Raw genomic sequence first — 25,242 nt, 5'->3', positions numbered from 1 at the left:
CGACAAACCAATCCATGTTTCGTATAGGCGCCGTCATGGCAGCGATTGAGATTTGCGCCGACTGCTCGGTGCGGGACCTGGCTTTGTGCGGCAGCCTTACCGATGGGGAGCTCGAGGCGCTCAACGCGTTGGGCCGCCGGCAGCAGCTCAGCAAGGGCGAAACCGTCATCTGGGCGGGCGACGAGAGCATCATCTGTGCGAACCTGTTGTCGGGCGTGCTGAAGCTCAGCGCCTCCACGGCGGATGGGCGCGAGCAGATCGTCGGCCTGCACTATCCCGCAGACTTCATCGGCCGTCCCTATGCCGATGCCGCCGACTTCACGGTCACTGCCCTTACCGATGCGGAGCTGTGCGTATTCCCGCGCAAGCAGTTCGAGCAGGTGCTGGAGGATCACGCCCGCATGGAGCGGCTGCTGCTCCAGCGCACCTTCGCAGCCCTCGACGAGGCGCGCGGGCGGATGCTGATGCTGGGCCGCAAGTCGGCCGAGGAAAAGATCGCGGGCTTCCTGCTCGACATGGCCGATCGCGCCGGCAGCAGCGCCTGCCGGGCCACCGTGGAAGGCCCGATCACCTTTGACCTTCCGCTGACGCGCGGACAGATTGCCGACGTTCTGGGCCTCACCATCGAGACCGTGAGCCGCCAGATGACCAAGCTGAAGGCGGCCGGTGTCATCGGCCTTCCGGGCGGCCGTGCGGTGACGCTGCGCGATCGTGCCGCGCTGGAGGAGCGCGCCGAGCCAGCCTGATCGGCTCAGGCCGCACGGCAGCTCGCCTGCAGGCGGCTGTCCAGCAGCATCCGGGCGCCGGGCGTGAGCCGGCGGTCGGCCAGCGTACGGATCGCCAGTTCCTCGAACGCGATGGCGCTGCGGCAGCCGTCGAAGAAGCAACGAAGCATATAGCCGAGCGTCGCCGCGCAGGGCTGGCGATCCGCGCCAAGGGGGCGCAGCGCCGCCAGCAGGTCCTGCGCCTGAACCGCGGAAGTGACGTGGCGCGCCCGGATATGCGCGAGCAGCGCCTCGCCCAGCGGGTCGGCCTGCACCCCGAACATCGCCTCCAGCAACTCGGCCTCGCGCGGGGTCTGCTGCAAGGCATGTGCCGCCAGCTCCTCCGCCAGTTCGGCGACCTCGTCCGCATCGGGAAGCTCCGGGAGCGCATCCGCGCACCGCTCGAGCCGCGCGCATAGCCGTTCGGCGCGGACATGCTCGCGCACGAGCGGCACCAGGTCGATCTCGTCGATGACGTGCCAGCCACGGGGAAACCGCCGCGTTCGCTCGAACAGGTGCTGGATGTCTGTCATTCGCGCCTCCACGCAGCCTTGTGCGAGGCCCGACCCGCAGAAGCGTTGATTGGCATCAAAGGGCCCGCGCCCGAGTTTGACGCGCATCAACGTGCCCGCGCGCGCGGGAGCAGAAAAGGACCGCATGCACAGATATTTGCCCGACCTCGCGCGCCGCTCCGTGCCCCGCTACACCAGCTATCCCACGGCGGCCGAATTCCATGCCGGTGTCGGCCCAGCCGAGCAGGCGGATGCGCTGGCCGCGATCCAGGCGGACACGCCGGTCTCGCTCTACGTCCACATCCCCTATTGCCACGAGATCTGCTGGTACTGCGGCTGCAACACCGGCGCGCTTAGCCGCGCGTCGCGACTGGACGTGTATCTGAAAGCATTGGGTCACGAGATCGCAGCGGTTGCAGCGCGCATGAAGGGCCAGGTGGTCGCGATCCACTTCGGCGGCGGCAGCCCGAACGCCCTGCCCCCTGAGGATTTCGTGGCGCTGACGCGTTTGCTGCGCGAGAGCTTCGCCTGCGCCGAACGGCTCGAGATCGCGGCCGAACTCGATCCGCGTACGCTGGATGCGGCCTATGCCGAAGCGCTGGCGCGTGCCGGTGTCACGCGAGTGAGCCTGGGTGCACAGTGCTTCGCGCCGCATGTGCAGCGCGCGATCAATCGCATCCAGCCCTATGCCATGGTGCGCCAGGCGGTGCTCGACCTGCGGGCTGCGGGCATCGCCGCGGTCAATCTCGACCTGATGTACGGCCTGCCCTACCAGACTTCCGAGGATCTGGCGGAGACGCTGGCGGCGGCGCTCGACCTGGCGCCCGATCGCATCGCCATGTTCGGCTATGCGCACATGCCTCGGCTGCTGCCGCGCCAGCGAATGATCCCCGACGAAAGCCTGCCGGACGCCGCGCAGCGCTTTGCCCAAAGTGCGCTTGCCTATGATGTCCTGGTCGCAGCCGGCTATGCCGCGATCGGCTTCGACCATTTCGCGCGGCCCGACGACAGCCTCGCGCAGGCCGCGGGTGCCGGCACGCTGCGCCGCAATTTCCAGGGCTTCACCGACGAGCCGGGTGAGGCGATCATCGGGCTGGGGGCTTCCTCGATCAGCCAGTACGACGGGCTGCTGGTGCAGAACGAAAAGCACGTCGGCCGCTATCGCATGCGGGTGGCGAACGGCGGGCTGGCAGCGGTGCGCGGGGTTGCGCGTTCGGCCGACGACAGGCTGCGTTCGGGTCTGATTGAGCGGCTGCTGTGTGATGGACATGTAGATGCTGCCACCGCCCGCGACGCGCTCCCCGCACTAGCGCCGCTGGTCGCGGAGCGTCTGGTCCAGGTGGACGGCACCCGCGTCACGGTCTTGCCGGACGGACGACCGTACGCGCGCCTCGCCGCCGCAGCCTTTGATCGGTATCGCCAGCCGGATGCGCAACGCTTCAGCAAGGCGGTCTGATCGGAAAGCCCCGCCCGATCGCGCGTTGAGGTGTGATCAGGAGAAGGCGGTGCCCAAGATGTACCCGCGCAAGCCATGCGCATGAACCGCGTCGACATTGCCATCGTCGGCGCTGGGGCCGCGGGCGTCGGTGCCGCCCGCCGTCTGCAGAACTGCGGCCTCGACGTGCTGGTACTGGAGGCAAGCGGCCGCGTCGGCGGGCGTGCCTGGACGCATTCCGTGGAGGGCATGCCGCTCGACCTTGGGTGTGGCTGGCTGCATTCGGCAGAGCGTAATCCGTGGGTCGCGATCGCCGAAGCGGCCGGCTTCACCGTCGATCGCAGCACTGCGGCCTGGGGACAGCAACTCCGCGACCTCGGCTTCCCACCGGCCGAGCAGGAGGCGGCGAACCGCGCCTTTGCAGCCTGGGACGCACGGCTCCGCAGCGCCCCGCCCGCGAACGACCGCGCCGCCGATGCGCTGCCGCCGGACGGCCCGTGGAACGCCTATGTCGAGGCGCTGAGCGGGTACATCAATGGCGCCGGACTGTCCGACCTCTCCGTCGCCGACTATCTGGCCTATGACGATGCCGCGAGCGACGCGAACTGGCGGCTCCCGGCGGGCTATGGGACGCTGGTCGCCTCGCAACTCCCGCCGGTGCCGATCGCGCTCGGCACCGCGGTTCGCCGCATCCGCGAGGATGGGAGCGGGCTGGTGCTGGAGACCCCGCGCGGCGAGGTCCGCGCCCGCGCCGCGATCGTAACGGTGCCCACGCCGGTGCTTGCGCGCGGGGACCTGCGGCTGCCGGAGCGTTACGACGACCGCTGTCATGCGGCGGCGCAACTGCCGCTGGGGCTCGCGAACAAGCTGTTCCTGCGCCTGGAAGATGCAGAGGCAGTGCCGCCCGAAAGCCACCTGCTGGGCAACCCACGATCGGCCGAAACCGGCAGCTATTACCTCCGTCCCTTCGGCAGGCCGGTGATCGAGTGCTTCTTTGGGGGCAGCGGCGCGGCGGCGCTGGAGGCGGAAGGTCCGGATGCAACTGCCGCGTTCGCGCGCGAGGAATTGGGCGCGCTGCTGGGCGCCCGCTTCGCGAGAGCCCTGCGGCTGGTGGCGGCGTCCGCCTGGGGCCAGGCGGACGGGTTTGGCGGCTCGTACAGCCACGCACTCCCCGGCCATGCCGAAGCGCGCGCAGTGCTCGCGGCGCCCGACGACCGACTCTTCCTTGCGGGCGAGGCGTGCTCGCGGGTCGACTTCTCCACCGCGCATGGTGCGCTCACGACGGGTAAGGTTGCGGCCGAGGCGGTGCTGGCGGTGCTGGGACGCGCTTCCTCCCGTCGCTGACGGCCGCGGCGGTAGGTCCGTTCAAGCACCACGACGCACTGCGTGGCCCTGGCCTGCGCAGGAGCACCGGGCGCTAGCTAGAGCGCGTGTTCACCGCTCCCGCTTTGGCGTGCTCCTGCGGAGGCAGGAGCCCAGGGCCACAAACGCCGCCGTCGATCTCTACCGCAGCGAACTCTGCGCCCAAGCCGCCGGCGTGCCATACCGGCACGCCGACCGCCCGGTCAGTAGTTCTTCGAGTAGCGCACGTTAACGTTCGACCCGCCGAACGACCCGGTCTGCGAGAGCACGCTCAGCGCCTTGGTGAGCGCCACTTCCAGCTGGGTGGCGGTGAAGCCCTTCGCGTCGGTGATGATCTCGATGTAGATGTCGTCCGTCAGATACTGGCCGGCGGCGAGCGCGGTACCGCGACCGGTGGCCTCGTCGCTGCCCAGGATCCGCAGCCGGTCGATGCCCGTCGCCGAACGCAGCTTGCCGAGCGGGTTGAGCCCGCCGCCACCGCCGCCGCCACGCAGCGAATTGAGCGCGGAGGCCAGCTGGATCGCCTCGGTCGCCGACAGGTCGGTCACCGAACGGCCGAACAGCAGCCGTGCCAGCACTTCATCCTGCGCAAGCGCGGGGGTGGAGGTGAAGGTGATGCGCGGCGCCTGGGCATTGCCACCGACGACGATCGAGGCGGTTACGTCCTCGACGGTGGTGCTTGCCTCGATGTCGATCACGGGGTTGGTGAAGTCCTCGCCCTGGAAGCTGATCTTGCCACGCTCGACATCGAACTCCTTGCCGGCGAACGAATAGGTGCCGCGGATCAGATCCAGGCTGCCAGCGATGCGCGGCGCCGCCGAGGTGCCGCCGATCCGCAGATCCGCCTTCCACTCGGACTCGAGCCCCATGCCGGAAACGTAGAGCTGGTTGGGCGCACGCACGCGCAGGTCGAGCTTGAACAGGCCAACCGGCGCGGCAGGTGCCGCCGGCTTCGGATTGGCCGCAGCCGCGCGCACTTCGCTCTTGCGGCGAATGCCGGTGAGCACGGGCACCTCGGCCGACCCCTGGAAGGCGACGGCATAGCGCGCCTCCGGGATGCTCAGCTGGCCGGTGATCGACCCGCCCTGCGCATTGTTGAGCACGCGGATTTCGCCGCTGGCGGACGCACCGAGGGCGTCGCTGCGCGCGAGTTGTGCATTGTTGAGCGTCGCGCGGATATCGATCGGATAGCCGCTGTCCGCAGCCAGGCCGACACTTCCCTGGGCCGAGAGGCTGCCTTCACCCGCCTTGGCGGTAAGCGTCGTCAGCTCGAAACGGTCGTTGTTGAAGCGGCCGTCGATCTTCATGTTGGTGAGCCGAGTGCCCAGCGCCTCATTCTCATAGGTGAGGTTGTTCGCCCGAACGACGCCCACCAGGCGCGGGGCCTGGACCCGCCCGCCGAAGTCGGCCGCGATGCCGATCGGGCCGGACAGCTGCTGGTTGGCCTGCCCCGCGAACGAGAAGAGTACGCCCGCCGGACCGTTGTAGCGGATGCCGCCGGACAGCGGCGCCGCCATCAAGCGCGTCGACCAGGAGCCGCTACCCGGCGCCAGCGGACGCAGGTTGGCGACCATCCGCCCGACCGTGGTCGTGCCACGGCGGATCAGTGCGCGGCCGCTGCCGCCTTCCGGCTTCAGGTCGCCGGCAAAGACGATGTCGACCGGTTCGGACACCGCGGCCAGGCTGGAGCGGGTGAAGTTGCGCACCGTCAGCCGCGCATCTGCCTGCGGGAAGCTGGCGCCGCTCGGCTGGGCGAAGTCGAGGCTGCCGGTGGCGGTGCCGCCGACCCCCAGGCCCGGCATGAAGGCATTGAGCAGGCTCAGGTCCAGGCTGTCGAGGCGCGACTGGAGCGCCATGCCCGACCCATAGGTGCCGGCGATCCGCATCGATCCACGATCGAAGTTGATGCGGGTCGGGTAGAGGCGATACCCGCCCGAACCCGGTACGATCCGCGCCGGATTGGCGGTGCGGAAGTTCACGTTGTTGCCGACGCCCTGCAGGGCCACGAGATACTCGTTCGGGCTGAGCTTGGCATTTGCGGCGACGCGGAAGGGCACGCCCGACGACCCCTCGGCCAGGAGCTGCGCCGTGCCGTTGCCGCCGCGATAGTTCACCTTCGCCCGCGCGCGGGTCACCACCATCTCGCCGCTGCGGAAGTTGCCGAGCTGGGCATCGGCGACGATCTGCGGCTGGTCGTAAAGGATTGCGGAGGCGTTCACGATCGCCTGGCCGATGGTGATCCCCGACTGGCCCGGGATGCGGGCGTTATAGGCACGCGCGTTGAGGTCGGCGCGCTGATACTTGCCGGCCGCGCCCAGATTGGCGACGCCGTTGATGCCGGAGCCCGAGAAGTTGAGTCGCCCGGCGAACGGCCCGGCGCTCGTCGCCTGGACGCGACCGTTGATGTTCACGCCGGCAAAGGTGGCGGAGCGGATGTCCGCCGTCAGGCGCGGCGCCGTCGCGAGCAGGACATTGGCATTGAAGGGACCATAGTTGGTCCCGCCGGATGCGACGATCGCATAGCGATCCCCCTGCCCGCGGACATCCGCCTTCAGGTCGACAAGACCGACGCCGACGCCCGGACGTGGCGCCCGCAGCGAGACGACCGGCGCGGCCATCGATCCGGACACGCGCGCGCTCAAGGGGCCGTATTGCGTCGAATAGGCATCGGCATTGACCAGCAGCGGCCCGGCTGGATCGTATCGACCCGAACCGCGCAGGACGCGGAACTGCGGCGCGCTCAGCTTCAGGTTCGAGAAGCTGATGATGCCTTCCGGGCTGTAGGCGATGTTGGCCGAGGTGGTCGCATTGCCGCCCAGGAAGTTGCGGATACCCTCGTTGAACAGCTGCTTGGTCTGCGCGACGACCCGGCCGCGGATGCCGTAGCCGCCGTTCGCAGCCGTATAGAGATCCGCGTCGGTCTGGAGATTGATGATGCCGATGCTGGCGACTTCGTAGTTGTTGATCCGCCCCTTCAGCGCGCCGGTGTAGCGGCCGGTCGAAAGGTTGGCGGCGATAATCGCGGTTGCGTCGATGCGGTCCGAGCGCAGGCGCAGATTGTCCGAGAGGACTTGGTCGCCGTTGCTGATGGCCAGATCGCCGTTGATCGCAACGTTGGTGACGAGCCCGCCGGCCGCGGCGTTCAGCCCGGAGACGCGACGCGCCTTGGCGTTGATGGGGATCAGGATGCGCTCGCTGTCGATCGTCGCCTTGCCCTCTGCATACAGCTGCTCAACCACGGTCTCGCCGAAGCCGAGGGCGGCTGCCTGCACCTTGTAATCAACGGTGGGCGTGCGGAACGGGCCGTCGAGCACGACGGCGGCGCGCACCGAGCGGCCGTTGAGGTTCGGCGCAATCGAGCCCGGGGTGAGCAGCATCGCCTCGACCCGGAAATCGCCGAAGCGGCTCTGGCCCAGATCGACCTTGCCGTCGGTAGCCACCGACAGCGCGTCCGAGCGCAGGCGGAGCTTGGCGTCGACGACGCGTTCGTCGAGCGCGGTGTCGAGGGCGATCTCGAGCCGCGGCGCAGTCAGCCGCTCGACCGGTCCTTCGAGGTAGAGACCCGGCCGGGCAAAGCCGCGGACCTGGAAATTGCCGGAGCGACCGAGGACGTTCAGGTCCACGAGCGGCTGCCCGCCAAGCGTCCCGGCAGCGCGGCCGCGCCAGTTGCTCCAGGCACCCCGCCCATCGACGTTCAGCGTCAACGGCGCCTTCAGCCCGGCCAAACCGGCCACCAGCCCGTTGCTAGGGGCGGAAACGCGCAGGTCGACGTCGAGCTTGTTGTCGTCCGGAACCGCGTCGAGGCGGAGTACGAGCTGGTCACCCCCGGCGACGCCCGCGCCCGCGATCGTCGCGCCCGTCGCCTGGATCTGCGCGCGGCGGTCGGCGATGTGCGCCTGACCATCGATCCTGGCGATGTAGCGCTGGCCGGCCACCGCCGGACCGATCTCCAGCCGGCCGACCGACAGCTTGTCGACGTCGATGTCATAATCCGGGAGCAGCGGCCCCTGGTCCTGGCTGGGCGGTGTCGGCAGCAGCTGGGGATTGCGGTCGTAGCGGATCAGCGGGCTGGTCAGCGAGCGTACGTCGACATGGCTGCGCGCAAAGGCAAAGGGGCGCCAGTCGAGCGCAACCTGTGGCGACGAGGCGAACACGCCCTTGGGATCGCGCAGTTCCAGGTCATGGATGACCATCGCGCCGTACAGCGAGCCCTCGATCCTGCCGACATGGACCTTGAGCCCCGAGGCGGTCGAAAAATTGTTGATCTGGCGCACCAGGAAACCCTGGCCCGGACGCGTGTTCAACCCCAGCACCAGGACGACGAGCAGCAGGACCAGCCCAAGCAGGACGATCGCCACCCATTTGGCGATGCGCTGCCACAATGGCCGGCGGTCGATCACGACCACGCGTTCTTCGCCGGCGCCGGTGTCGCGGATCACGTCTTCGGCCATCAGAACGCCTGCCCGATCGAGATGTAGAGGGCCACCTTGGACTCGCCTTCACGCCGCTTCAGCGGCGTTGCGACGTCCACGCGGAGCGGGCCGAAATTGGTGTAGAAGCGGCCGCCGATGCCCGCGCCGAAGCGCAGGTCGGAAGCGTCGGGGGTGGAGCTTTCATAGACCTGGCCGGCATCCAGGAAGGGCACGATGCCGAAGTTGCCGAAGCGATAGCGCGCCTCGATCGCGAATTCGTTGAGGCTGCGCCCGCCGATCGGATCCCCGTCGGGATCGCGGGGCCCCAGTTCCTGATACCCGAAGCCGCGGACCGAGCCGCCACCGCCCGCATAATAGCGCCGCGAGGGTGCGAGGTCGTCGCGGTCGACGCCGACGATGCTGCCGGCGCGCGCGCGGCCAGCGAGCACGATGCTGGAGCTCACCGGATAATAGGCAGTGCCCTCGACCATGAAGCGGCCATAGGGCTTGACGTTGCCGCGTACGGAGGTCTCGGGGCTGGCGTTGAGTTTCAGGCGGAAGCCCTTGGTCGGATTGAGCAGATCGTCCGACGTGTCGAAGCCGCCGAACACCGGCAGCGCGGCGATGAAATAGGTGCCTCGATCGCGCTCGTTCTTTTCGAAGTTCCAGACATCTTCGTTCGTGCCGACCAGTTCGAACCCATAGGAATAGGTGAACCGCTTCTGCCAAATCGGCGTCGAGTCATACGAGATCTTGCCCGCCAGGGTCGCGGTGAACGCTTCATAGGCGTCGTAGTTGGTGTGGTTCGCGTTGGCGGTCAGGCTGACGGTGCGGTCGCGCTGGCCGGCATTCTGCCGGCGGAAGGTGGCGCCCAGCCCCTGCTCCTGCGTGCCGCCGACGCCGGTGATGATCAGCGCACCTTCCGGCTTGAAAAGATTGCGATGCGTCCAGCTGCCCGAGAGACGGAAGCCCTGGCCGGTGCCGTATCCCGCCTCGGCCGCAAGCGTGCGCGCGGGGCCGGCGTTCTGGTGGACGGCGAGGTCGACGATCTCGGTGCCGTCCGCGGCGATCTGGCCGGTCCGCGTCGGCTCGACCGACACGCTGGAGAACAGGCCGGTCGCGACCAGCGCGTCACGCAGGTCGTCGACCTTGCGCGTGTCGAAGAGTTCGCCGCGGTCAAAGCGCGCGAGTACGCCGACATGCTCGGCATCAAAGGCAAGCTTGCCGTCGGTGGTGTAGCCGCCGAACGAGGAACGCGGCCCCGTGTCGACGGGCAGCGTATAGTCGCCAGTGACCGCCTGCTCGTCGAGCAGGATGTCGCGATCGCCGACCTTGACGAAGGGATAGCCCTGCTGCGGCAGCTTCAGGCTGACATTGGCCTCGGCTGCCTGCACCCGCTCCGCGATGATCGGCTCGCCGACCTTGAGCGGCAGTTCCTTGTCCACCAGGTTCGGCGGGGTCGTGGGCTGCGCATCGACCTTGATCGAGGCGAACTTGTACTGGCGACCCGGCGTCGCGTTGATCGTCACCCGGACGTTGCCGCCCTCTGCCTTCTCGATCGTCGAGATGGCGGTGCCGTCGTAATAGCCCTCTGCCTGAAGGATCCGGACGGCGAGTTGCTCGTCCTCCTTGGCGCGCGCACTGATCATCGCGGCATTCGCGGCCTTGCCATCGCCCTTCTTGAGGGAGGACAAGCTACCGAAGCGGTCGAGCGTGTCGATCTCGTCCAAACCGTTGACCGCAACCTTGTAGCGGATCTGCACCGCACGCTCGTCGTCGACACCGGCGACTTCGACCGGGTTCGCGTCAAAGGTGGCGATCGGGGGCAGCGGCTGCGCGAGTTCGGTTTCTTCCGGCAGCGGCGCATCGGCGATCGCTTCGCCGGTCGTGGCGCCTGGCTGCGCCGGTGCTGCACCATTCTGCGCTGGCGACGTGACGCGCGTCGTCGGGGCCGATGTATCCGGGGTGGCGGCGGGCATCGCCTCCAGCGGCGCGTTGATGTCCCCGCTCAGCGGCGGCAGGGAAGTATCGAATTCCGCTTCGGGCACGATGTCGCCCTGCGGCTCGCCCGCTTGCGTCTGGCGATCCTGAGCATTGACGGGGTCGGCCGCCGGAGCGCCGCCTGCGGCAGTAGCGGGCGGGCTTGAGAGCTGCATCACGGGCGCGGCAATCGCGACCGGCATCACGAACGTACTGGCCAACAGGCTCCAGTACAGCTGACGACGATGATCCCCCACACGCTCCCCGCAACTTCTCCAGGCGTACGCGCACACCTGCCCCACGCCGTCCCAACCGATGATGAGGCTTGTTAGTTCCATTCCGGCACAAAGCTTTCGCCCTGCATCCGGATGGCGGCCACGCGCGTTTCAGGGCGAAAGACCGGAATCAAGGATGACACGATGACCGACGCTGCGATCCCAACCGGCAGCCCCCCCGCCGGCCAAAGCGCACCCGCGGCCGACCCGACCGAGACCAAGCTCCATCCGGAGCCGCATGAAGTACCCGGCGTCGACTCCACACGTCCGTGGCAGCATCCCTGGGCGGCCTGGAAGTCGATCCTGAAGCGCGTCTACACGATGGACGGCTATCACAACCTGTCGCTGATGGCCGCCGGCGTCGCCTTTTACTGCTTCCTGTCGTTCGTGCCGCTGCTTGGTGCGATCGTCATGACCTATGGCCTCGTCGCCGATCCGAACACGGTCGCCGAGCATATGAAGACGATCTTCGAGTTGGTGCCAGCCGATGCCGCACGGCTGATCTCCGACCAGTTGATCTCGGTGGCGACCACCGCGGCGTCCAAGGCAGGCCTTGGGCTCGCCATTGCGTTGTTCTTTTCGATCTATGGCGCGATGCGCGCGTCCAGCGCAGTCATCCAGGCGCTGAACGTGATCTATGAGGAAGATGAAAGCCGCAACATCATCCAGACGACGCTCGCCTCGGCGCTGCTGACGGTGGGTGCGGTCGTCGCGGCGCTGGTCGGGCTCTTCTCGGCCGGCGCGCTCGGCTATCTGCAGGGGGCGGCCGATGTGCTCGGACGTGCAGGCGTGATCACGATCCAGATCCTGACCTGGGTGGTCGCGATCCTGATCGCCAGCAGCACCTTTGCCTTTATCTACCGCTATGCCCCGGACCGTGCCCGCGCCCAGTGGCAGTGGCTGTCGATTGGCTCGGTCGCGGCGACCCTGTTGTGGGGCATCGCGACGCTGGGCTTCGGCGTCTATGCGGCCAATTTCGCAAACTACAACGCGACCTATGGCGCACTGGGCGCGGTCGTGGTGCTGCTGATGTGGCTCTACGTCTCCTGCTACGCCGTGCTGATCGGCGCGGAGATCAACGCAGAGTCCGAACGCCAGACCGGGGTGGACTCGACCACCGGCCGTGCCCGCCCGCCGGGCCGTCGCGGCGCTACCATGGCCGACCAGTTGCCCAGCAAGCGCCAGGCGAAGCCGCGCCGCGACAAATATTGAGCTCCTCTCGCGGCCTGGTGGGCGAGTTCGGGCAGCGGAACCCGACTCGTCCGCCAGACGTAGTGGCGCCTCAAGAGGATCGAATCCAACCTATGTTTCACTGGAAGCACGAAGCGCAGGATCGCCTGGAAGCGCTCCTGTTCGCGCACGTCAGCGACCGCGACTTCCCTTGCGTGGGCGCCAAGGCTGCGCTTGCGAAGGGCACGCTGGAGGTGCTCGGCTGCACGCGTATCGATAGCGCGTGGGACGATGTGCGCATTCACGACGCGCTGCTGCGCTTTGCCGAAGAGTATCGGCGCGACAAGACCATGTATCGCAGCTTTGCGGTCGTGTTCGACGGACCGGAGACGCTGTCGGAAGCCGAGTTCGAGCGGGCGCTGTGGCAGCGCGTCCAGTCCCTGTCCGACAAGGATGTGTGGCGCGGCCAGGAATATGACGCACGCGTCAGCCCCGATCCGGAGAACCCGCATTTCTCGCTGAGCTTCGGGGGCGAGGCGTTCTTCGTGGTTGGGCTGCATCCCCATTCCAGCCGCCCGGCGCGCCGGTTCGACCGGCCGACGATGGTGTTCAATCTGCACGACCAGTTCGAGCGCCTGCGCGCCGAGGGCAAGTACGAGAGCATGCGCGAGAAGATCCTGGTGCGGGATGAGGCGCTGGCAGGATCGCGCAACCCCATGCTCGCCCGCCACGGCGCTGCCAGCGAGGCGCGCCAGTATAGCGGGCGCGAGGTCGACGCGGCCTGGCGTTGCCCGTTCCACTACTCCGGAGACGAGTGATCCCCGACCATATCATTCCCGAACGAAGCGGCACCGCCTTTCGGCTGGCGAAGGGCGACACGCTGACCGTGATCGACCCGCGCGGCGAGCAGGTCGCCGACCTGCTGGCGTTCAACGCGCACGACCTGGACGAGGTGATCTCGTCGGGCCGAACGCTGGACTATGCCGAGACGCTGTACCTTTCGACCGGGCACATGCTCTATTCCAACCGCTCGCAGGTGATGCTGGAGATCATCGAGGACACGGTCGGTCGGCACGATTTCCTGCTGACCCCCTGCTCCTACGACACCTTCCATCATTTCTACCCAAAGCTGCCGCCGCATCGCGGCTGCTTCGGCAATCTGGCGGCCGCGCTGGAGCCCTATGGCGTAGCGCCGGACCGCATCCCGGTGGCGTTCAACTGCTTCATGAACGTGCCCATCGACGGCGAGACGGGCAAGCTCAAGGTGCTGCCACCGATCAGCAAGGCGGGCGACTTCATCCGCTTCCGCGCGCACATGGACCTGGTGATCGGCCTTACCGCCTGTTCCGCGCCCGATTCCAACGGAGGCACGTTCAAGCCGATCCATTACCGGGTGGAGCAGGCGGCGCTCGCGGGCGCGGTGGCTTAGGTTTAGGGCGAACGCACCGGCGTCGGTGTCCGCTGCGAACGGGGACGCTCAAGCCGCTGCTTGTGTGAGTAGCCACAGCAGGAAGGCCGCCGGGGCGAGCAGCGTGCCGAGGGGGAGCCGGTCGGTCGCGGTGAGCGGCCGGCGGCGAATTCGGCTGGCCAGCACCACCGCCAGTCCAAGCAGGCAGGCGAGAAGCAGCACCAGCGGGAGCGCGCGCCAGCCGAGCCAGAGGCCGATCGCGCCGAACAGCTTCGGGTCCCCTCCCCCCAGGCCCATCCGCCCGCGCGCGGCGCGATAGGCGGCGGCGACCAGCCACAGCACACCGAAGCCCGCCACGCCGCCGATGAGACGGTCGACGAGCGGCGGATCGAGGCCGACGAGGCCGCCGCCGATCCCGAGCAGCGCCAGCGTGGCAGTGAGCGGATCGGGCAGCCAGAAGGCGCGCAGGTCGATGGCGGCAAGCGTCAGGAGCAACCAGCCGAACACCGCGCCGGCAACGCCTGGCCAACCGGGCGCGGCCAGGCCGCTGGCGATGCCGACGGCCAGGGCGAGGAGTTCGACGGCCAGGTGGCTGGGGGCGATGCTGGCGCCGCAGCTTCGGCAGCGGCCGCGCTGGGCAAGAAAGCTCAGCACCGGCACCAGCTCGATGGCGCGCAAGGTGCGGTTGCACCCGTCGCAGGCGGAACGGCCGGAGAGGCTAGATCGCCCCTCCGGCCAGCGGATCGCGAGCGTTGCGATGAAGCTGCCGAAGACGAGCCCAAGCAGGCCCAGGCTTGCCGGCCAGATCCAGGGATCAGCCACGGGTGGACTCCGTCCGGCGAGGCCTCTGCAAAGGGCCCAACAGCCGCGTCCTCCCTGCGCCGGCAGCGATCCAGGGCCAGGCAGAACAAGGGCCTGCGACGCTTGTGGCCCTGGGCTCCTGCCTCTGCGGGAATACGAACAGGGATCGTTGCAAGGGCATGGTCAGGCGACGGCGATCGCGGACGTTACAAGTCCTCGCCGGGGTCCACGCCCCACAACCGCGCCTGCTCGACATAGCCGCCACGCCCCTTCACGTCGAAATAGCACCAGCCGGCCGCGCAGCGGCTGAGCCGGCCGACCACGCCCGGGGCAGCGCGCCAGTCGACATGGGCAGAGGCGTTGGGGGCGGAGCGCAGCTCGACCAGACCGCCGTTCACATATCCGGTGCGCTGGTCGGACAGCAGCCCGACCTGCATCCAGCCCTGGGTACCGTCCGGGTCCTCGACCTTGCGCCAGTCCTGGTAGATGTCGACGACCTTGATCGGCAGGTCGCGGCGGTGAAAGGCCCAGCTGACCGGATAATTCTTGCCGGGGCCGGTACGCATCCGCGCCTCGCCGGCTGCGATCGAGGCGTAATAGGGCGGCTTGCGCTTCTGTGCGCTCGCCTCGCTCACCGGGAGCACCGCAGCGGCGAGCACTGCCGCGCCGCCTGCCCAAACCACCAAATGCCGCATGCGTCGTCCTTTTTTGTGCCCCGCAGCATCGTATCGCGTTCGCCCGGTCGGCTTCAACCGTCCTGCAGGGCGGAAAGGGGGAACCCCTTTGCTGCACATGCTTTGGTTCAGCAGTCATTAACCGGAGACTTGACGATGAAGAAGTTGATCGCCCCCGCCCTGTTGCTCGCCGTCGCCGTGCCGCTCAGCGCGTGCTCGACCCTTACCGGTGCAGGCGTTGGCGCAGCGGGTGGTGCCGGGCTTGCCGCGGCGACCAACGGCGATGTCGAAAAGGGTGCAGCCGTGGGCGGTGTTGGCGGCGCGGTGGTCGGCACGGTCGTCGACTAAGCTTCCGCAGGCGCTTCGCAGCGCCTGGCAATAAGGGCACGGGCGCTGCGTCGTCCGTGCCCTTTACCGTATCAGTCGCCGGTCAGGATGCGATCGACCAGCTGCTTCACCGACGGCACGAAGCCGTTGGAGTAGAAGGGGTCGCGCTTGAAGTTATAGGCGGCGTGGCCGGCGAACATCAGGTTGTTGTCCACGGGTCCGCCATGGGCGATGTCCTGCAGCGTCTTCTGGATGCAGAAGCTGCGCGGATCGGCCAGGCGCCCGGTCGAGTTGGTCTCGGTATCCGCCCAGGACGAGAAGCTGCACTGGCTGAGACAGCCCATGCAGTCGGCCTGGTCCTTGCGGATGATCTGCTTTTCCTCCGGCGTCACGAACACCAGCGTGTTGTCCGGCGTCTTGAGCGCGTCGGTGAAGCCGGCGCCGAACCATTGGCGCGCGCGCAGCAGGTCGTTGCGCGTGACCCAGAAGTTCTTGCCCTTCACGCCGACGTCCAGCTGGAAGCTGTGATCGCCGGCCTCCTGCGTGGTGAAGGCGATCTGCCGGTCCGAGCGCGCCTCCAGGCTGCGCAGGAACGGGTTGCGGACGGCCGACGAATAGAAGCCGGTCGGCGAGAAGCGGTGGAGAAGGACGTCGCCCTCCTCGATCTGCATCAGGCGCTGCTTCCACTCTTCCGGGATCGGGCTTTCCTGAGTCAGCAGCGGGCGCGTACCGAACTGGAAAGCGATCTTGCCGAGCTCGGGATTGTCGATCCAGTCGTTCCAGTCGCGCAGGTACCAGACGCCGCCGGCCATCACGATCGGCACGTCGTCGGAGATGCCGCCCTCGCGCATCGTGTCGCGCAGCGCCTTCACGCGCGGATAGGGATCCTGCGGGGCGAGCGGGTCCTCTGCGTTCGAAAGACCATTGTGGCCGCCGGCAAGCCAGGGATCCTCATAGACCACCGCGGCGAGCCATTCGGCTGCCTTGGAATAGGCGCGCTTCCACAGCGCGCGGAACGCGCGGCCGGAGCTGACGATCGGGAGATAATGGACGTTGTGCTCGGCGGCGATCTCGCTGAGCTTGTAGGGCATGCCCGCGCCGCAGGTGACGCCTGCGACCATGCCGCGGGTGCGCTCCAGCACGCCTTGGAGGACGCGCTGCGCACCGCCCATTTCCCAGAGCACGTTGATGTTGATCGCGCCCTTGCCGCCGGCGATTTCCCAGGCGCGCTTCACCTGCTGGACGGCGCCCTCGATCGCATATTCGACCAGTTCCTCATGGCGTTCGCGGCGGGTCAGCGCGCGATAGACCTGCGGGATGATCTTGCCCTCGGCATCATAGCTGTCGGCGTTCACTGCCGAGACGGTGCCGATGCCCCCGGCCGCGGCCCAGGCGCCTGCGGACGCGTGGTTGGTGGCGGCAACGCCCTTCCCTCCCTCGACCAGCGGCCAGACCTCACGGCCGTTGTAGCTGATGGGGGACAGACCTTTGAACAAACCAACCTCCGAATGATGCCCGACGAACCCGCGCGGCGGACCAGCGATGCCGCGCCTTTACTGCCCAAATTCCTTGCGCGCGAGAGAATTACGCTTGGGGAGACAGCGCCCCCGGCTTGCCCATCGCCTGATCGTACAGCGCCGCATAGGCAGCGATCATCGTCTTCTCGTCGAACAACGCACGAGCGCGCGCCTGGTTCGCAGCGCCCACGCGGCCGCGCGCGGCCGGATCCTGCGCCAGCACCTGGAGCCGGTCGCGCAGGTGCACCTCGTGCCGGTCGATGCCCATATAGGGGGTGTTCTCCTCCGCCACCATCTGCGGGATGTCGCCCACGGGCGGCGCAACGACGGGCAGGCCCGCGGCCATAGCCTCCATCACCGAAATCGGCTGCTGCTCGCTCTTGGACGAAAGCGCGAAGATGTCGAACAGCCCCATGTAGCGGTGCGGCTCGGGCAGGAAGCCCGGCAGATGGACGCGGTCCTCGATCCCCATCGCCTCGGTCGCGTCCAGGATCGCCTGCCGCTCCGGGCCGTCGCCGACCAGCACCAGTTGCACGTCCTCGACGATGCCGCCGACGGCACGCACCAGCAGCGGCAGGTCCTTGACCTCGCGGAAGCCCGCGAGCGAGCCGATCACGACCTCTCCGGGCGTGCGGCGGAAGCCGGGGATCGCGTCCGGCGCGCAGCCGGCGGCGTATTTCTCGACCGGGATGCCGTTGCCGATGCGATGGACCCGGGCGCGGGGCTGGCGCCAGGTCTTGAGCGCGATTTCCTCCAGCGCATGGCTCGGCACCACCAGCGCATGGGCGGCGCCCAGCGCAAAGCGGCGGTACATGTTGCGCACGGGGCTGAGCCGCTGCGCCTCGTCCTGGTTGAAGCCATCCTCATGGTGGACGACGGGCGGCATGGTCTTGCCGAACGCCCGGCGCGCCATCACGCCGTCGATCGCGCCCCAATTGTAGGTGAGCACCAGGTCGAAGCGGGACGCATAGCGGGCGATCGCCTCGTAGCGCGCGACCGAGGGCTTGCCGGTGAGTGGCGGCGGGTTCTGCGCGATCTCGTAGCGGATGCCCTTGGCGATCCAGTCGCGCGCGCCGGTCTGCTCCGGCACGCCCGAGACGATGGTGTGTACGGCACGATCACCCCAGGCGTTCATCAGCCGGACGGCGCGCTGTTCCTTGCCGCCAGGCGCGAAGCTGGAATGGAGGTGGAGGATACGGACGGGCATGGGGAGACCTTCAGGCGAGGCGGGCGAGCAGGCGGTCGACCGCAGCGGCGGCCTCCGGCTCCTCAAGCGTCGGGGCGTGGCCGGTGCGGGCAATGGTGACCAGCTCGGCATCCGGAAGGCGCTCGGCCATGCGATCGGCCACCTCGGCCGAGAGGATGTCCGAACGTTCGCCGCGGATCAGCGCCACCGGCTTGCCGCGCAGCGCATCAAGTGCGGGCCACATGTCCGGGCCTGCCTCGTTGCCGGGGACACGGAATGGCTCGGCGATCTTCATGTCATAGTCGAGCAGGATGCGGCCGGAGCTGTTGAGCCGGTAGAGACGCTTGGCCATGACCAGCCATTCAGCGATGCCATAGTCCGGATAGGTGTCGCCATGCGCCTCCGCCAGCGAACGCGCGGCGTGCATCCAGGTTGGATGCCACAGCTGGCGGCCGACATAGCTGCGGATGCGCCCGAGCCCGGCGGGCGACAGCTCCGGCCCGACGTCGTTCAGGAGCGCGCCGGCCACCCGCTCGCCCTCGGTCGCGGCGAGCAGCATCGCGAGGATACCGCCCATCGAGGTGCCGAGGATCACCACCCGGTCGAGCTGCAAGTGCGCGAGCAGCGCGTCGATGTCCTGCAGATAGGTGAGCGGGACATAGGTCATCGGATCGCGCGCATAGGCGCTTTCGCCGCGGCCGCGCATCTCGGGCACCACCAGTCGCCAGTCGCCCGCCAGCCGCGCGGCCACGCCTTCGAAATCGCGGGCATTGCGGGTGAGGCCGTGGAGGCACAGGATCGCGGGACGGTCGCTGCGCCCGGCATAGTCACGCAGGTGCAGTCGCAGCCCGTCGTTGGACCACCAGAAATCGTCCTGCCAGGCGCCGGCACGGGGCGGATTGCGTCTGTCGGTCATCGCTCCCCATATCGCCGTATGGCCAATCGCTCGCAACCCAATCCGTTGGCCGTCTCCTATCGCCCGAACAGGCGATCCCGACGCTCGCGCGGTTCGTCCACAACGCGTTCGGGGGCACCATCCCCGGCGAGCCGCGCTATGGCGACGCGTTCGCGCCGGTGCGCGAGGCGCTTCGCTGAACTGGCACAAGGCCGGTGTTTCGGGCAGACTGGCCGGGGAGAGGATCAGGGTCTGATCAACGAGGGCCAATGAGCGACAACGAAATCGTCTCGACCGAACCGGCGACCGGCGCCGTTGTCTGGCGTGGCGCCTGCGGCAGTGTCGATGCCGAAGTCAGCCAGGCGCGCGAAAGCTGGGCCGGCTGGGCAGCGCGGCCGCTCGCCTTCCGCGTGGAGACGCTGCGCCGCTTTGCCAACGTCGTGCGCGCCCGTGCCGACAGCTTTGCGGACCTGATCGCGCGCGAGACCGGCAAGCCGCTGTGGGAAGCGCGCGAGGAGGTGGAGGCGGTGACCGGCCACGTCGACGTCGCCATCTCCGCCTTTGCCGAGCGCACCGGACAGCGCCGGCTGGACTCGCAAATGGGCATGCGACTGGCGCTGCGACACAAGCCGCACGGGGTGATTGCGGTGCTGGGGCCCTATAACCTGCCGGCGCAGATCCCGAACGGCCACATTGTGCCGGCCCTGCTTGCGGGCAATGCGGTGGTGTTCAAGCCATCGGAAAAGACCCCCGCCGTCGGGGCCTTCCTGGTCGACTGCTACCGGGCGGCAGGCGTGCCCGAGGGCTGCGTCCGCCTGCTGATTGGGGACGCGGAGACCGGGCGCGCGCTGGCGGGCCATCGGTTGGTCGACGGGCTGTTGTTCACCGGATCCGCGCGCACCGGCATCGCGCTCAACCGCCAGTTCGCGGAGCATCCCGAAAAGATCCTGGCGCTGGAAATGGGCGGCAACAACCCGATCCTGGTGTGGGATACCCCCGACCTCTACACGGCGGCGGTGCTGGTGCTGCAGTCCGCCTTCACGACCGCAGGCCAGCGCTTCACCGCCGCCCGAAGGCTGATCGTCGACCAGCGGCTGGCCGAGCCGCTGCTGGAAGAGATCAACCGCCTGATCGACCGGCTGATCCTGGGCGAGCCGCATGCCGACCCTGCCCCCTTCCTGGGCCCGGTCATCGACAACGACGCCGCCGACACGCTCACCGAATGCTTCCTGGACCTGTCCACCCGAGGCGGCCGGCCGATCCGCTATCTGGAGCGCCCGGTGGAAGGACGGCCCTTCCTCACTCCTGCGCTGATCGACATGACCGACAGCGAGCGGTCGGACGCGGAATATTTCGGCCCCATCCTCCAGGTCATCCGCACCGGGACGTTCGAAGAGGCGGTCGCGGAGGCGAACAACACCCGCTACGGCCTGTCGGCGGCGCTGGTGAGCCAGGATCCCAGGCGGTACGATGCCTTTTGGGCGAACGTGCGCGCGGGCATGGTGAACTGGAACCGGCCGACGATCGGTGCATCGCCGAAGGCCCCGATCGGAGGCGTGGGCTGGTCGGGCAACCATCGCCCGGGCGGCTTCTATGCCGCCGACAGCTGCGCGTATCCGGTGGTGTCGTCCGAGGCGGAGCAGGCGCGCGCCTTTATCGGCATCGGCCTTCGCGACAGCTGACAAAGTTTCGCTACGGCAGCGCGAAGCAAGGGTGGCGTTGCGAGTGGCGGCCTGACGCGCCATTTGGCCAGCATGGCGACGCTACTCGATCCGCACGCGCGTGGGCGCGTCATCCTGGTGGGCGCAGGACCCGGCGATCCGGGCCTGCTGACCGTGCGCGCAGTCGAGGCGCTGAAAAGCGCCGACGTGGTGGTGCACGACGGGCTGGTGGATGCGCGGGTGCTCGACATCGCCCCGGCCTCCGCCCAGCGCATCTCGGTCGCCAAACGCCGCTCGCGCCACACGCTGCCGCAGGAGTCGATCAACGCGCTGATCGTCGCGCATGTGAAGACCGGCGCCATCGTCGTGCGGCTGAAGGGCGGCGATCCCTTCATCTTCGGCCGCGGCGGCGAGGAAGTCGAAGCGGTGCGCGCTGCCGGCCTGACTGTTGAGGTGATCCCCGGCGTGTCGGCGGCGCTGGGCTGTGCGGCCGGTGCCATGCTGCCGCTCACCCATCGCGACTGGTCTTCGGCGGTGAGCTTCGTCGCAGGCCAGTGCAAGGGGCTGACCGACCAGGACTGGTCGGGCCTAGCCGGCAAGGGCCGCACGCTGGTGATCTACATGGGCGTCGCGACGGCCGAGGCGATTGCGGACAAGCTGATGGCCGACGGTGTCGCGCCGGACATGCCGGTAGCGGTGCTGGAGCGCGGCACCCTGCCCGGCGCGCGGGCGCTGCGCACGCTCCTCGCCGACCTCGGCCCGATGGTCGGGCGCGAGGGCGTGCAGAGCCCGGCGGTGATCGTGGTGGGCGAAGTCGTCCAACTGGCGGATGCAGAGGACAAGCTGGGCGCATGGGCGACCGCAGCGGAGGCAATGGCGTGAAAATCCTGACGGGCAATGATCTGGCGAGCGGCGACGTGGTGTGGTGGACCGGCGGCGGTTGGTCGCGCCACCTGGAGGAGGCGGTCGACGTCGGCACCAATGGCGAGGCGATCGCCCATGTCGAAGAAGCCGCGCTGCGCGTGAACGTGCCCTACGTGATCGATGCCGAAGCGACTGCGGAAGGCCCCCGCCCCGCGCATATCAAGGACCGCATCCGGGCGCTGGGCCCGACGGTGCGGCCCGACCTGACGCTGAAGCCTGCCGATCCGGATGCCGGAAGCTGGGTAATCTGAACGACCGCCGCGGCGCCAACCGGCGCGCGATCCCGGCCCAGGCCGGTGTGACGAGGGTAGCATGTACAAGTACGACGAATATGACCGCTCGATCGTCGAGGGCCGGATCGCGGAGTTCAGCGATCAGGTTGCGCGACGCCTGTCGGGCCAGATCACCGAGGATCAGTTCAAGCCGCTGCGGCTGATGAACGGGCTCTACCTGCAGCTGCACGCCTATATGCTGCGGGTCGCCGTCCCCTATGGCACGATGGACAGCCGCCAGATGCGGATGCTGGGCCATATCGCGCGGACCTATGATCGCGGCTACGGCCACTTCACCACGCGCCAGAACCTGCAGTTCAACTGGATCAAGCTGGAAGATACGCCCGCGATCCTGCGCGAGCTGGCGACGGTCGAGATGCACGCCATCCAGACCAGCGGCAACTGCATCCGCAATATCTCGTCCGACCAGTACGCCGGTGCGTCCGCCGACGAGGTGACGGACCCGCGCCCCTGGGCCGAGCTGCTGCGCCAGTGGTCGACCTTCCACCCCGAGTTCACCTACCTGCCGCGCAAGTTCAAGATCGCGGTGATCGCCGCCGACGAGGATCGCGCGGCAATGCGCCTGCACGACATCGGGCTGCAGATCCTCGAGCGCGACGGCAGGCTGGGTGCTGCGGTATATGTAGGCGGCGGCATGGGCCGGACGCCGATGATCGCCTCGCTGATCCGCGACTTCGTGCCGTTCGAGGACTTCGTCAGCTATCTGGAAGCGTGCCTGCGCGTCTACAATCGCTACGGACGGCGCGACAACATCTACAAGGCGCGGATCAAGATCCTGCTCCACGAGATCGGCGCCGACGAATATCGCCGCCAGGTGGAGGAAGAGTTCGTCGCGGTGAAGGCGCTGGGGATCGACCCGCCGCAGGCCGAGTTCGACCGTATCGCCGCGCATTTCGCGCCGCCCCCGTTCGAGCAGGGCCTGTCGGACGAGCTGGACCGCAGCGATCCCGACTTCGCGGTCTGGCTCGACCAGAACGTCAAGGCGCACAAGCAGCCGGGCTATGCGATCGTCAACATCAGCCTGAAGCCGACCAAGGGCATTCCGGGCGACGCATCGGCCGACCAGATCGACCGCATGGCGGAGCTTGCCGAGCGCTACAGCTTCGACGAGCTGCGCGTGACCCATGCGCAGAACATCGTTCTGCCGCATGTCCGCAAGGCGGACCTGTACGCGGTGTGGCAGCAGCTGGTCGACGCGGGCCTTGCCGAGGCGAACCTGGACCTGATCGGCGACATCATCGCCTGCCCGGGGCTCGACTATTGCAGCCTCGCCAATGCGCGCTCGATCCCGCTGGCTCAGAAGATCGCGGGGCGCTTTGCCGACCTCGGCCGGCAGCGCGACCTGGGCGAGCTGAAGCTGAAGATTTCGGGCTGCATCAATGCGTGCGGCCATCACCATGCCGGGCACATCGGCATCCTGGGCGTGGACCGGAAGGGCACGGAGAATTTCCAGCTGCTGCTGGGGGGATCGGGTGCCGAGGACGTGAGCCTGGGCAAGATCACGGGCCCGGGCTTTTCCGAGGACGGGGTGGTCGACGCGATCGAGCGCGTGACCGACCGCTATCTTGCCGAGCGGCAGGAGGGCGAGCGCTTCGTCGACACATACCGGCGCATCGGCATGGAGCCGTTCAAGGAGGCGATCTATGGCTGAGCTGACTACCAACCCGGCCGATGCCGAGGCGAGCTTCCTGCGCTTTCGCGACGATGCGCCGCATGACGAGCCGGCGGTGACGCTGGACGCGTTCCTGGGCCAGTCCAACGCCACGGCGGTGCGGCTGGAGGCGGGCGACGACGCACGCGCGCTGCTGCCCTATCTCGGCCGCATCGCACTGGTGGAAGTGAGCTTCCCCAAGTTCCGCGACGGTCGCGGCTATTCCTCGGCACGCGTCCTGCGCGAGGCTGGCTATGAGGGCGAGCTGCGCGCGCAGGGTGACGTGCTGGTCGACCAACTGCTGCCGATGCGGCGCTGCGGGTTCGACAGCTTCGCGCCCGAGGCGCCGATCGACCAGGCGACCGCCGAGGCGGCGCTCAGCCGCTACGCGCATTTCTACCAGCGGGCTGCCGACCCGGTGCAACCGGTGTGGAAACTGCGTCATGGCTAATGCCGCGCGGCGCATCATCGACGTGCTGGATGTCGCCCCCCGCTTCACCCTGGTGGATGCGGCGCGACTGAACGAGCGGTTCCGCGGCGTGACCACGCAGGAGATGTTGCGCGTGGCACTCGGCGAAGGGCTGCTCGGTGAAGTGGCGGTGGTGTCGTCGTTCGGGGCGGAGTCGGCCGCGCTGCTGCACTTGGTGGCGAGTGTCGACCGGTCCGTGCCGGTACTGTTTCTGGATACGGGGAAGCATTTTCCGGAAACGATCGCCTATCGCGACGAACTGGTGCGCTTCCTGGGCCTCACCGACCTGCGCATCGTGCTTCCCGACGCCGAGCGGCTGGCGGCGCGTGACGAGAGCGGGTTGCGCTGGTCCTATGACCCCGACGGCTGCTGCGAGATCCGCAAGGTCGAGCCGCTCGCCCGCGGGCTGGCGAACTTCGACGCGAGCTTCACCGGGCGCAAGGCTTTCCAGGCAGCGACGCGAGCGAACCTGCCGCGTTTTGAACTGGACGGCGACCGGCTGAAGGTGAACCCGCTCATCACCTGGTCCAAGGAAGAGCTGGACGCCTATTTCGTCGCGCACGACCTGCCGGTGAACCCGCTGGTGGCGATGGGCTATCCGTCGATCGGCTGCCAGCCGTGCACCAACAAGGTGGCGCCGGGCGAAGACCCGCGCTCCGGCCGCTGGAGCGGCTGGAACAAGACCGAATGCGGGATCCACACCCCCATTCCCGACGGCGACCCGAACCAGCCCGTCTTCTGACCGGCCGCGGCTAGGCCGCGCTGAGTATCTCCTCTCGCCCTCGGTGCTCTCGCGAAAGCGGGAGGCCGGGGGCGTTTGCGTATTGCCCTGGAAGTCTGGCGCTCTCGTGATTGCGGGAGGGCTTCTGCGCGCCTGGGGCATGTGGGCGGGGCTGTGGATAAGTTGTTGGCGGACAGTGGGCGGGGCGTTGGCTTGGGGTGGATCGGGCGTTGAATGTGGCGGTGGATAGGCTGTGGGCGGCTTGTGCGCAGGCTTGTGGACGGAGTGTGGGCAGCATGTGCAAAACACTGTGGATAAGCTGTGGGTCGTGCGTGCATGGACACGTGGAGGGATTGGTGAATCCTCGCTGCACAAGCTGTGGATAAGTTGTGGAGGGACACCTCCGCAGCGGTCGAGAATTGCCGGTGTTTGTGGCGCAGCCGACGGATGCCACAAGCGAGAAGGGTACCCCGGCGACGGCCGGGCCCAGTTGGGATGATGGTGCGGGGGTGCGCTGACGCCGACAACACCGCGGCTGGTCCGAGAGGTTGCCGCGGCCTTCGCCTAGGCCTCACCGTGCTCCTGCGCAGGCAGGAGCCCAGGGTTGCGACACTCCGCGAGCAGTTGTTCTGCTTGGCCTGGATCCCTGCCTGTGCAGGAGTACGGCGGGCTCGGGGAGCTGTTGCGGGTTGCGCGGCAATTCCCGTGGGCCGGGCGGATGGAACGGTGACGCGCCCACGTCCGACGGCACCGTAACTGGACCCCGGCCTTCGCCGGGGTACGTGGTATATGAGGGTGGCGCCGT

General features: G+C 68.2%; 21 protein-coding genes. 13 read left to right on the top strand and 8 right to left on the bottom strand.

Annotation, left to right across the window (positions count from 1 at the left end; all coding sequences use genetic code 11):
* The first annotated feature begins 35 nt into the window (after positions 1 to 35).
* Complete coding sequence (locus tag LK533_RS03060; protein ID WP_229361288.1) at positions 36 to 746, top strand: Crp/Fnr family transcriptional regulator; 711 nt, start codon at positions 36 to 38, stop codon at positions 744 to 746.
* A gap of 5 nt (positions 747 to 751) precedes the next feature.
* Here the strand turns inward: LK533_RS03060 and LK533_RS03055 are convergent, their stop codons facing one another.
* On the bottom strand, positions 752 to 1,297 hold the full coding sequence (locus LK533_RS03055) for a hemerythrin domain-containing protein (RefSeq protein WP_229361287.1): 546 nt from the start codon (positions 1,295 to 1,297) through the stop codon (positions 752 to 754).
* Between the two features lie 124 nt (positions 1,298 to 1,421).
* Between LK533_RS03055 and hemN the strand changes: the two genes are divergently transcribed.
* Both hemN and LK533_RS03045 read left to right on the top strand, forming a co-directional pair.
* Positions 1,422 to 2,732, top strand: a complete 1,311-nt coding sequence (hemN, locus tag LK533_RS03050; protein ID WP_229361286.1) for an oxygen-independent coproporphyrinogen III oxidase — start codon at positions 1,422 to 1,424, stop codon at positions 2,730 to 2,732.
* Between the two features lie 81 nt (positions 2,733 to 2,813).
* A complete protein-coding gene (locus LK533_RS03045; RefSeq protein WP_229361285.1) occupies positions 2,814 to 4,055 on the top strand; it encodes a flavin monoamine oxidase family protein in 1,242 nt (413 codons plus the stop codon).
* Between the two features lie 221 nt (positions 4,056 to 4,276).
* Here LK533_RS03045 and LK533_RS03040 read toward each other — a convergent pair whose 3' ends face one another.
* Both LK533_RS03040 and LK533_RS03035 read right to left on the bottom strand, forming a co-directional pair.
* On the bottom strand, positions 4,277 to 8,524 hold the full coding sequence (locus LK533_RS03040) for a translocation/assembly module TamB domain-containing protein (RefSeq protein WP_229361284.1): 4,248 nt from the start codon (positions 8,522 to 8,524) through the stop codon (positions 4,277 to 4,279).
* A complete protein-coding gene (locus LK533_RS03035; protein WP_229361738.1) occupies positions 8,524 to 10,641 on the bottom strand; it encodes an autotransporter assembly complex protein TamA in 2,118 nt (705 codons plus the stop codon). The genes LK533_RS03040 and LK533_RS03035 overlap by 1 nt, the downstream gene beginning before the upstream one ends.
* Before the next feature lie 243 nt (positions 10,642 to 10,884).
* Here LK533_RS03035 and LK533_RS03030 point away from each other — a divergent pair, with 243 nt between their 5' ends.
* The 3 genes from LK533_RS03030 (at position 10,885) to LK533_RS03020 (ending at position 13,339) form a co-directional block, all read left to right on the top strand.
* A complete protein-coding gene (locus LK533_RS03030) occupies positions 10,885 to 11,952 on the top strand; it encodes a YihY/virulence factor BrkB family protein (protein WP_229361283.1) in 1,068 nt (355 codons plus the stop codon).
* A gap of 92 nt (positions 11,953 to 12,044) precedes the next feature.
* Positions 12,045 to 12,728 carry a guanitoxin biosynthesis heme-dependent pre-guanitoxin N-hydroxylase GntA gene (gene gntA / locus LK533_RS03025; protein WP_229361282.1) on the top strand — a complete coding sequence of 228 codons (684 nt, stop codon included), beginning with the start codon at positions 12,045 to 12,047 and terminating at the stop codon, positions 12,726 to 12,728.
* Positions 12,725 to 13,339: a DUF1989 domain-containing protein gene (locus LK533_RS03020; protein ID WP_420705804.1), complete on the top strand. Its 615-nt coding sequence runs from the start codon at positions 12,725 to 12,727 to the stop codon at positions 13,337 to 13,339. The genes gntA and LK533_RS03020 overlap by 4 nt, the downstream gene beginning before the upstream one ends.
* Positions 13,340 to 13,387: 48 nt before the next feature.
* Here the strand turns inward: LK533_RS03020 and LK533_RS03015 are convergent, their stop codons facing one another.
* Positions 13,388 to 14,140, bottom strand: coding sequence for a prepilin peptidase (locus LK533_RS03015; RefSeq protein WP_229361281.1), 753 nt, complete (start codon positions 14,138 to 14,140; stop codon positions 13,388 to 13,390).
* Between the two features lie 185 nt (positions 14,141 to 14,325).
* Complete coding sequence (locus LK533_RS03010; protein WP_229361280.1) at positions 14,326 to 14,814, bottom strand: SH3 domain-containing protein; 489 nt, start codon at positions 14,812 to 14,814, stop codon at positions 14,326 to 14,328.
* 135 nt (positions 14,815 to 14,949) lie between these two features.
* On the opposite strand from LK533_RS03010, the gene LK533_RS03005 reads away from it, so the two are divergent.
* Positions 14,950 to 15,141, top strand: a complete 192-nt coding sequence (locus LK533_RS03005) for a hypothetical protein (protein WP_229361279.1) — start codon at positions 14,950 to 14,952, stop codon at positions 15,139 to 15,141.
* A gap of 71 nt (positions 15,142 to 15,212) precedes the next feature.
* On the opposite strand, the gene LK533_RS03000 is transcribed toward LK533_RS03005, so the two are convergent.
* The 3 genes from LK533_RS03000 to LK533_RS02990 form a co-directional block, all read right to left on the bottom strand.
* A complete protein-coding gene (locus tag LK533_RS03000; RefSeq protein ID WP_229361278.1) occupies positions 15,213 to 16,616 on the bottom strand; it encodes an NAD(P)H-dependent flavin oxidoreductase in 1,404 nt (467 codons plus the stop codon).
* A gap of 88 nt (positions 16,617 to 16,704) precedes the next feature.
* Positions 16,705 to 17,844, bottom strand: a complete 1,140-nt coding sequence (locus LK533_RS02995; protein WP_229361277.1) for a glycosyltransferase family 4 protein — start codon at positions 17,842 to 17,844, stop codon at positions 16,705 to 16,707.
* A 10-nt stretch (positions 17,845 to 17,854) separates the two neighbouring features.
* Complete coding sequence (locus tag LK533_RS02990) at positions 17,855 to 18,739, bottom strand: alpha/beta fold hydrolase (protein ID WP_229361276.1); 885 nt, start codon at positions 18,737 to 18,739, stop codon at positions 17,855 to 17,857.
* A 248-nt stretch (positions 18,740 to 18,987) separates the two neighbouring features.
* Here LK533_RS02990 and LK533_RS02985 point away from each other — a divergent pair, with 248 nt between their 5' ends.
* From LK533_RS02985 to LK533_RS02960, 6 genes are all read left to right on the top strand, one after another.
* Positions 18,988 to 20,400, top strand: coding sequence for a succinylglutamate-semialdehyde dehydrogenase (locus LK533_RS02985; RefSeq protein WP_229361275.1), 1,413 nt, complete (start codon positions 18,988 to 18,990; stop codon positions 20,398 to 20,400).
* 72 nt (positions 20,401 to 20,472) lie between these two features.
* Entirely contained in the window at positions 20,473 to 21,261 is a 789-nt protein-coding gene (cobA, locus tag LK533_RS02980; protein WP_229361274.1) for a uroporphyrinogen-III C-methyltransferase, read from the top strand.
* Positions 21,258 to 21,554, top strand: coding sequence for a DUF2849 domain-containing protein (locus LK533_RS02975; RefSeq protein ID WP_229361273.1), 297 nt, complete (start codon positions 21,258 to 21,260; stop codon positions 21,552 to 21,554). The genes cobA and LK533_RS02975 overlap by 4 nt, the downstream gene beginning before the upstream one ends.
* Positions 21,555 to 21,615: 61 nt before the next feature.
* Positions 21,616 to 23,247 carry a nitrite/sulfite reductase gene (locus LK533_RS02970; RefSeq protein WP_229361272.1) on the top strand — a complete coding sequence of 544 codons (1,632 nt, stop codon included), beginning with the start codon at positions 21,616 to 21,618 and terminating at the stop codon, positions 23,245 to 23,247.
* A complete protein-coding gene (locus LK533_RS02965; RefSeq protein ID WP_229361271.1) occupies positions 23,240 to 23,698 on the top strand; it encodes a DUF934 domain-containing protein in 459 nt (152 codons plus the stop codon). The genes LK533_RS02970 and LK533_RS02965 overlap by 8 nt, the downstream gene beginning before the upstream one ends.
* On the top strand, positions 23,691 to 24,458 hold the full coding sequence (locus LK533_RS02960; RefSeq protein ID WP_229361270.1) for a phosphoadenylyl-sulfate reductase: 768 nt from the start codon (positions 23,691 to 23,693) through the stop codon (positions 24,456 to 24,458). Before LK533_RS02965 ends, LK533_RS02960 begins: the two co-directional genes overlap by 8 nt.
* The last annotated feature ends 784 nt before the right edge of the window (positions 24,459 to 25,242 follow it).

The organism is Sphingomonas sp. PL-96 (genome assembly GCF_020707215.1).
In the GTDB taxonomy this organism is placed as follows: domain Bacteria; phylum Pseudomonadota; class Alphaproteobacteria; order Sphingomonadales; family Sphingomonadaceae; genus Sphingomonas.
The sequence above is the reverse complement of the archived record's forward strand: the minus strand, read 5'-3'. Positions and strand labels throughout refer to the sequence as shown.

Coding starts and splice junctions, on each gene's coding strand:
- LK533_RS03055 (WP_229361287.1), bottom strand. CDS start 1,297: ATGACAGACATCCAGCACCTGTTCGAGCGAACGCGGCGGTTTCCCCGT.
- LK533_RS03010 (WP_229361280.1), bottom strand. CDS start 14,814: ATGCGGCATTTGGTGGTTTGGGCAGGCGGCGCGGCAGTGCTCGCCGCT.
- LK533_RS03060 (WP_229361288.1), top strand. CDS start 36: ATGGCAGCGATTGAGATTTGCGCCGACTGCTCGGTGCGGGACCTGGCT.
- LK533_RS03040 (WP_229361284.1), bottom strand. CDS start 8,524: ATGGCCGAAGACGTGATCCGCGACACCGGCGCCGGCGAAGAACGCGTG.
- LK533_RS02965 (WP_229361271.1), top strand. CDS start 23,240: ATGGCTGAGCTGACTACCAACCCGGCCGATGCCGAGGCGAGCTTCCTG.
- LK533_RS02970 (WP_229361272.1), top strand. CDS start 21,616: ATGTACAAGTACGACGAATATGACCGCTCGATCGTCGAGGGCCGGATC.
- hemN (WP_229361286.1), top strand. CDS start 1,422: ATGCACAGATATTTGCCCGACCTCGCGCGCCGCTCCGTGCCCCGCTAC.
- LK533_RS02985 (WP_229361275.1), top strand. CDS start 18,988: ATGAGCGACAACGAAATCGTCTCGACCGAACCGGCGACCGGCGCCGTT.
- cobA (WP_229361274.1), top strand. CDS start 20,473: ATGGCGACGCTACTCGATCCGCACGCGCGTGGGCGCGTCATCCTGGTG.
- LK533_RS03005 (WP_229361279.1), top strand. CDS start 14,950: ATGAAGAAGTTGATCGCCCCCGCCCTGTTGCTCGCCGTCGCCGTGCCG.
- LK533_RS02990 (WP_229361276.1), bottom strand. CDS start 18,739: ATGACCGACAGACGCAATCCGCCCCGTGCCGGCGCCTGGCAGGACGAT.
- LK533_RS03045 (WP_229361285.1), top strand. CDS start 2,814: ATGAACCGCGTCGACATTGCCATCGTCGGCGCTGGGGCCGCGGGCGTC.
- LK533_RS03030 (WP_229361283.1), top strand. CDS start 10,885: ATGACCGACGCTGCGATCCCAACCGGCAGCCCCCCCGCCGGCCAAAGC.
- LK533_RS02960 (WP_229361270.1), top strand. CDS start 23,691: ATGGCTAATGCCGCGCGGCGCATCATCGACGTGCTGGATGTCGCCCCC.
- LK533_RS02995 (WP_229361277.1), bottom strand. CDS start 17,844: ATGCCCGTCCGTATCCTCCACCTCCATTCCAGCTTCGCGCCTGGCGGC.
- LK533_RS03035 (WP_229361738.1), bottom strand. CDS start 10,641: ATGCAGCTCTCAAGCCCGCCCGCTACTGCCGCAGGCGGCGCTCCGGCG.
- gntA (WP_229361282.1), top strand. CDS start 12,045: ATGTTTCACTGGAAGCACGAAGCGCAGGATCGCCTGGAAGCGCTCCTG.